We start from the raw sequence: 6,861 nt of genomic DNA on the forward strand, positions 1-6,861 counted from the left end.
AGCTATGCTTACAATGGTAAAAGAATATAACATACTAAGCGCACCGCCGGCACGGCAACTTAATATGGATACTGCCAACAAAGTGATCATTTTTGAAAAGAATAATCTCATTTTCATTTTTAATTTCAGCACCGACAACTCCATTTTCGGCTATAAATTGTGGGTGCCGGAAGAAGGCACTTATAACATAATACTTAATTCCGATAAAAAGGAATTTGGCGGATTTGAAAGAGTGGATGACGCCATTGACTACCCAACTGATGAATATCAATTTGTAAGCATCTATCTTACCAACAGAACTGCCCTGGTGTTGAAGAAAAAAGAATAATGAATTGAGATAGCAATGTTATAATCCGGCCTGGTGAGTTTTCGCACGGCAAGGAATATGCCGTAAGCGGGCATATAACCCTAATACTTCTTCATAATTTTTACCAGCATGTTTGCAATAATACCAAAGCCTTTGTCAGAAGGATGCAGTCCGTCGAACGTCATGTTAATAGCATCTACCGGGTACGGGTACTCGTCTGTTGCCGGATTAAAGGGAATACCAATAAAATCAGGGTACACATAATTTTTGTAAACGCCTGTTTTCGGATCTTTCAAGCGCTTGTAGTTTACAAGATTTGTATAGTTCATGCCGCTTTTGTAGTAGAGATCAACCATATCAAAATGTTCATACTTTGCAATGGCAATAACGGCATCTGCAAACTGCGAAAGCATTTGTCCATTCTTTGCTTTATAAGAACCCCATGCGTTATTTTTCATATCATTTACATAAACAAAGTCCAGGCGTTGCATCGGTGTTATGAGAATGATCTTTGCATTTTTATTAAGACTGCGTAGTTTATTAATGATGATGCGAAATGAACCATTTACGGTATTGTTGCCGGTATTTTTTTTATAATCTGAAATCGTTCCTAACGGTCGTCCTGCCCACCAATCGTTCGTTCCAAGAAATACTGAATACACATCAGTTTTAGTAAGTCCGAGACTATCTATTTCTTTTGCAATACCGCCAGATGTCCATCCGTTGTGTCCCTGGTTTATGTAATGAATATTGGACAATTTTTCTGTAACCCTTGTCATGTAGCCCCTGGTAATACGGTTGGCAGTTTCATCCTGGTGTTCATTCAGATAAGTAATAGAGTCGCCAATAGCAGTCCAGGTAATTTCCTTTTTGTTAAAAGAAGTGGTTAGAGTGACGATAACAATTAATACCAATAATCGCTTCATGTGACTGATTTTATGCAATAGTAAAATTAAATGGTGAAATGAAAATAGAATGCGGAAAATTTGGGTGGGAAGTGTATACTTAATCCTTATCTTAGAATATTCTGAAAATAATAACCACAACTACATGAAAATAATACGCCGGATTTCTTTACTCGTTCTTTTTTCATTTCCATTTTTATGTATTCAAACGGCATGCGCACAAAACAAAGATTTTGTTGTGAAAGGATTTCATCTCGATTTAAGGATACAGGTTATGAAGATGGATGCGCTAAAAAGGTTTGCTAAAACACTGAGTGAATCAGGTATTAATACATTGGTAATGGAGTGGGAAGGTACTTACCCTTTTGAGACTCAGCCGATGATACCTAACAGGTATGCATATACTAAAGATGAAATCAAATCATTTATTAGTTATTGCAGCAAGCTGGGCATTGATGTGATTCCGTTGCAGCAAAGTTTTGGACACGTGGAATATATCCTTAGGAACGAACGATATAAAGATTTGCGGGAAGATCAAAAGGATTATTCACAAGTGTGTCCTTTGCAGGTAGAAGGCAATAAAAAATTATTTACTGATCTTTTTACGGAACTCGCTGCAACGCATCCTTCAAAATATTTTCATATCGGCGGCGATGAAACGTATCTATTGGGCCATTGCGAAAAATGCAAAAAGAAAGCAGCAATAGAAGGCACTTCAAAATTGTATATCGATCATATCAAAATGTTATGCGACATCGTAATCAGCCTTGGAAAAATTCCTGTTTTATGGGCCGATATTGCACTGAAACATCCCGAAGCTTTACAGTTTTTGCCAAAGCAAACCGTTTTTATAGACTGGAACTATGGCTGGGATATGAATAACTTTGGTGAGCATGAAAAGCTGATGCAGGCAGGCTTTGAAGTTTGGGGCGCACCGGCTCTCCGCAGCCATCCTGACAATTATTTTTTAACCGAATGGGAAAAGCATTTTAAGAATATTCGTGACTTCATACCCGCCTGCAGGCAGTTGGGTTATAAAGGAATGGTCATGACATCGTGGTCCACTTCCGGCCAGTATTCTCCTGTTTTTGAAACCTCTGATGATATTATAGATCTCTATGCTATCAGGCACGTGTACCCGATAACGGGTTTTAACATGTTGCTGAAAGCGTACATGCAAAGTCTGCGTACAGACAAGCCTCTTGATGTTCCCGCGTTTGTCATGACTTATAGCAAAAAGCAATACGGATTTGATTCACACCAATCGGGTTCATTTTGGAAAGCCATCACCATAACTCCATATGAAGTCAAACAGGGAGAAGTGATTGCTCCATTACCAATGACTATTCAGCAATTAGCAGATAGCCAGGCTGTGGCGGTAAAAACTTTGCATGGGTTACAACCGGCGAAAAATAAAGAAGAATTTGAACACTATCGCTTAATGGCCGATATAAGGATGCTTTATCTTAATTATCAAAAAATTGAAAATCGGGTTAACATGCCTTCTTTCAGAAATGCGGATATTCCTGGTGTTCTACAAAAATTAAGGCAATTGCTGGCAGATGCAAAAAAGATCGATCAGCAGTTCATCCAGCTAAATAAAAACACGCTTTATATGGGCCAACTGAAAGAGGAAAATAATTTGAGGGATAGAAAAATTAATTTACTTTTTAATCGGCTGGCAAGGCAAAAGGGCTAGCGTTGAGTATGCTCAAAATCCATTTTAACAAACTGCCCGATGAAAGACGAATCAAACTAAATGAGGTTTTCCGTTCAGATTTTCGTAATCGTCAATAGCTTTTTTAATCGCTGAATTGAAAGCAGTTTCGCCGTGGCGTAGCCACTTGTCTTCACCATCGTTAAGCCACGTGCCAGCTTTTGTTTTCAGAAGGCGGTATTCGTTTATATCATAAACCGGATCCACTTCTACTATGTAAGCAATTTTTTCTTCCGTATTCAATTTCCCTTTAGGAAAAAACAGGTCCATAAACTTCTTTTTATCTTTTTTCCTGATTCCTGTTTTCACATTTCCCTTCCTGTCGTTTGGCAGTTTTATAAAATATTGCGCCATATATATATATTTATTATGAATACACTGAATGACTAAAATGGAAATTAGGAAATGAAGAACACAACTAATCAATGGTTTTGGTGAGTGGCAATAAATGAGGATTACAGGCGAATGATTGTCAAATTAAAATTTGTGTGCCGCCGTTTTCCCAACTGCCTTGTTCAAATTGTGACAGTTCAGTGCGTATAACTTCAATGCGTAAACGAAGTAGTGCCGTTAAAAAATGACCACGCGGGTGGTGGCGGATGAGCCACGAGTCGTCAAAGGCTTCTGTTATCACTATGTAGCAATAAAGAAAGGTCAGTTTCTATTTTTATCTTTTTCTGTTTTGCCGCTTATGTAAATCAGGATCGGTTCGATAACTATACAATTTATTTTAGATAATTTCAGTATCAAATATGTAAAAATTGATTGTATGAAATATCTTCTATGTTTACTTTTTGGTTTTGCCGCCTATGCCTCCCGGGCACAAAAGGATTCCACGCCAACGCTTAAGTCGATAGTATTAGAGCAACTTCGGACTACCCATGATGTGAAAGACTGGTTTGTTCCGCCATCCATTGCCGTTGCAGGGCTTACCGCACAACAAGCCAACTGGAAAGATAGCAGCGGCAATCATTCAATTGCGCAGCTTACCACTCATCTTATTTTTTGGGATAAGCGAATGCTGGAAAAGTTTGTAGGTAAAAAACAGGATGCCTTTAATGGCGACAATAAGGAAACATTTAGTCCTGTAACGGAAGCCAGTTGGAAAACTACGGTGCAGGCTTTAGATAGTGTGCTTACAGCATTGGAAGTTGCAGTTAAAAATGCCGATGATAGCAAATTAGAAAAATGGTATTCTGCGCTGGCGCATATCGGTACGCATAATGCCTACCACACCGGGCAGATTATTTATATAAGAAAGATGAAAGGCTGGTGGGATGATAATAATGGTGTAAAATAATTCTAACGATAGGTCAGCTATTAACTACCCGTAAATGCTGGCGAATTCGATTTAAATGTTGCATGCAGCAATTAAATGCCGCATAAAATGTTAAACGTAAACCTTTCGGTTGCAATTCAAAAAGGTTGTTTTATTTGTCAACGGATTTAATATTATTCATCAGTTACGCGTTACCGTTAGTGAATAACTTTACTGTGCGGATGCTTCGCATCATTTATTTACCACCTTAAGGTTTTCGGGATCCCAATGCATGATGGCATTATTAAAATAACTATCATTACACAATAAGGCGGGAGCGGCGGCACGATATCCAAACAATGGATTCTCCGTTACTTCGCCATTATTTCTTATGGCATTGATCCAGTTGTAATGGTGATCGAAATGAGCACCTTTATATCCTTCTTCGGCAGTGTATTCAAGTTTCTCCGGAGGCAGCATAGATTTACGATCGTATATATATTCTTTGCCTCCACCTGTATTTTTCGATTTTAATAAAGGGTCAGTAGCATCAATGATATTCCTGTTTTTAAATAAAGTCACTTTATCCCACTCTACCGTCATAGCGCCTTCGCTTCCTACCATCCTCAGGTAGTTGGTACCACCGGTGCCATCAACAAAGTTTACACGCAGTGATAGATTGAAAGGAGGATGAATATTAGTATCGGGATAGTCAAACATTCCCAACATAATATCAGGAACTTCTCTTCCATCTTTCCAATAGCGTAAGCCACCGGTAGCCATTATCTTGTTGGGCCCAAGAGATCCGGTAACAAAATGAAGACTTGAAAATAAGTGTACAAACAAATCGCCCGAAACACCGGTACCATAATCGCGGTAATTTCTCCAGCGAAAAAATCTTGTCTTATCAAAAGGCCTTTTGGTAGTGTTGGCTACATACCGGTCCCAATCAACTGTTGCCGGTGAAGCATCTGCAGGGATCGTGTATTGCCATGCACCTTCCGGCGACATTCGTGCATAGAAAGCTTCGGCATAATTTAGCTGGCCAATAGCGCCGTCTTTCAATAATTGCTTTGCTTTTTCATTGCCGAGCGAGCTCATGCCCTGGCTGCCCACCTGGAACACCACTTTGTTTTTTTTCTGCGCATCAATTACAGCGGGTCCTTCTGTAACATCGTGCACCATTGGCTTTTCGCAATAAACGTGCTTTCCTTTATTCATTGCAGCTACAGAAATATCTTTATGCCAATGATCAGGTGTTGCAATAATAACAGCATCTACATCTTTTCTTTCGAGGATCTCAAGGTAATCACGGGTGGTATAAAGATCATTTGACCATCTTTTTTTTGCATCGGCCAACCTGCCATCGTATAGATCGCAAACAGCCACCAACTTCACGCCCGGCACGGTAATGCAGGTATTTGCATCTGCAGTGCCCATGCCTCCTGCCCCGATCAATGCTACCTGTACCTGGTCGTTGGCACTAAAATTTTGTTGTAACCTTTTTAATGCCACAAGATTATGTTGCCTGTCTTTGGCTGTAATAACCGAAGGTATTATGGTTGCTCCAATTACTCCTTTAGTCACGTTAGAGATGAATGACCTCCTTGACTTTTCTGTTGATTTTTTCGGCATATATATTTATCATGTTATATTAAGAAAACCTACTTTTCAATGTAAGAAAGTATGATCAGTAATCGTAAAAAAAGTACGATAACCCTTTTCTTTTATGAATAATACTAATGAAAAGATATGAAGACAAATTTGAAATCACTGCATATATTTTAATGACATTTACTTGGATGCTTAATACCCACGATCATACGAAATTCCTGAGAATAAGAGATGGCTTGCAATAGAATTATACGTCTTCAAAAGTTGTTTCTACCGGAATTTGCCGTTCATATAAATCATGTTTGCGGCTTTCAGCCAGTAATTATCTTTATACAATGTTTACATTTATTGCGTGGCTTATCTTATTTGTGCTTTGCTGGCCGTTGGCGATTTTAGGGCTGGTGCTTTATCCTGTTGTTTGGTTACTCACTTTACCGTTTAGGTTAGTTGGAATAGCCGTAGACGGAGTTTTTAGTTTACTGAAAGGTATCATCATGTTGCCCGGCAGGTTACTACAACGTTAGTTTTATACATCTCCCTTAAATTTCCAGGAAGCTATCTTACATAGGCTGAAGGAGCTTTGATTTAATTTAAACATTGCGTAACAATTGGAATTTCTTTTCACTTATAACGCAAAGGCCCAAACGAACTTTATTCAGAATAGAAACCTTTTTAGAATTTGTAAACGCCACTTCAATAATAGAGGGCCTTCCCTTCAGAAATGTGGAGAAATTGTCTGAAAAGAGGCCCTTCCCGGCGGGGGGAAGATGATTGCATATGACAATGAGAGGCACAAGACCAGCGCCATCATGCCCGTCACCGGGTGAAATAGAAAGTTATTTTATTGAAACGGGCACTTTTAGGTTTTCCCATTCCAGTGCAAACCCACTTTTATCAATTACGTATTTCATACGCTCATTGAACGCATTTGATTTCATGGGCTTCACCGTCACACGTATTACATCGTTTGCAGGATCTTCAGTAGTACTTCCGTCCATTTTTATTCCCCACTGACCGGTTTTTGAATTAAAAATGAAAACCCATTGGTTTTCCCCGGGTA

The 6,861-nt window shown here is 39.0% G+C and carries 8 protein-coding genes; 4 read left to right on the forward strand and 4 right to left on the reverse strand.

Going from position 1 to position 6,861, the window contains the following annotated elements; genetic code table 11:
* The coding region (locus ACO1O5_RS21420) for an alpha amylase C-terminal domain-containing protein (protein WP_486273926.1) at positions 1-328 on the forward strand (328 nt) is incomplete at its 5' end.
* Positions 329-408: 80 nt separating this feature from the next.
* Here ACO1O5_RS21420 and ACO1O5_RS21425 read toward each other — a convergent pair.
* Positions 409-1,233 carry an SGNH/GDSL hydrolase family protein gene (locus tag ACO1O5_RS21425; protein ID WP_486273927.1) on the reverse strand — a complete coding sequence of 275 codons (825 nt, stop codon included), beginning with the start codon at positions 1,231-1,233 and terminating at the stop codon, positions 409-411.
* 124 nt (positions 1,234-1,357) lie between these two features.
* Between ACO1O5_RS21425 and ACO1O5_RS21430 the strand changes: the two genes are divergently transcribed.
* The gene (locus tag ACO1O5_RS21430) at positions 1,358-2,911 is read left to right on the forward strand and encodes a beta-N-acetylhexosaminidase (RefSeq protein ID WP_486273928.1); all 1,554 of its coding nucleotides are present in this window, start codon (positions 1,358-1,360) and stop codon (positions 2,909-2,911) included.
* Between the two features lie 51 nt (positions 2,912-2,962).
* On the opposite strand, the gene ACO1O5_RS21435 is transcribed toward ACO1O5_RS21430, so the two are convergent.
* Positions 2,963-3,283, reverse strand: coding sequence for a hypothetical protein (locus tag ACO1O5_RS21435; RefSeq protein ID WP_486273930.1), 321 nt, complete (start codon positions 3,281-3,283; stop codon positions 2,963-2,965).
* A gap of 415 nt (positions 3,284-3,698) precedes the next feature.
* On the opposite strand from ACO1O5_RS21435, the gene ACO1O5_RS21440 reads away from it, so the two are divergent.
* Positions 3,699-4,229, forward strand: a complete 531-nt coding sequence (locus ACO1O5_RS21440) for a DinB family protein (RefSeq protein WP_486273931.1) — start codon at positions 3,699-3,701, stop codon at positions 4,227-4,229.
* 210 nt (positions 4,230-4,439) lie between these two features.
* Here the strand turns inward: ACO1O5_RS21440 and ACO1O5_RS21445 are convergent, their stop codons facing one another.
* Entirely contained in the window at positions 4,440-5,822 is a 1,383-nt protein-coding gene (locus tag ACO1O5_RS21445) for a Gfo/Idh/MocA family protein (protein ID WP_486273933.1), read from the reverse strand.
* A 314-nt stretch (positions 5,823-6,136) separates the two neighbouring features.
* Between ACO1O5_RS21445 and ACO1O5_RS21450 the strand changes: the two genes are divergently transcribed.
* Entirely contained in the window at positions 6,137-6,325 is a 189-nt protein-coding gene (locus ACO1O5_RS21450; RefSeq protein ID WP_486273935.1) for a hypothetical protein, read from the forward strand.
* 312 nt (positions 6,326-6,637) lie between these two features.
* On the opposite strand, the gene ACO1O5_RS21455 is transcribed toward ACO1O5_RS21450, so the two are convergent.
* Positions 6,638-6,861: DUF2911 domain-containing protein (locus ACO1O5_RS21455; protein WP_486273937.1), on the reverse strand; the 224-nt coding region annotated here is incomplete at its 5' end.

It is taken from the genome of Ginsengibacter sp. (assembly GCF_057362405.1).

What these genes read in the sequence shown, in the direction of transcription:
- ACO1O5_RS21450 (WP_486273935.1), top strand. Translation starts at nt 6,137, where the DNA reads ATGTTTACATTTATTGCGTGGCTTATCTTATTTGTGCTTTGCTGGCCG.
- ACO1O5_RS21440 (WP_486273931.1), top strand. Translation starts at nt 3,699, where the DNA reads ATGAAATATCTTCTATGTTTACTTTTTGGTTTTGCCGCCTATGCCTCC.
- ACO1O5_RS21445 (WP_486273933.1), bottom strand. Translation starts at nt 5,822, where the DNA reads ATGCCGAAAAAATCAACAGAAAAGTCAAGGAGGTCATTCATCTCTAAC.
- ACO1O5_RS21435 (WP_486273930.1), bottom strand. Translation starts at nt 3,283, where the DNA reads ATGGCGCAATATTTTATAAAACTGCCAAACGACAGGAAGGGAAATGTG.
- ACO1O5_RS21430 (WP_486273928.1), top strand. Translation starts at nt 1,358, where the DNA reads ATGAAAATAATACGCCGGATTTCTTTACTCGTTCTTTTTTCATTTCCA.
- ACO1O5_RS21425 (WP_486273927.1), bottom strand. Translation starts at nt 1,233, where the DNA reads ATGAAGCGATTATTGGTATTAATTGTTATCGTCACTCTAACCACTTCT.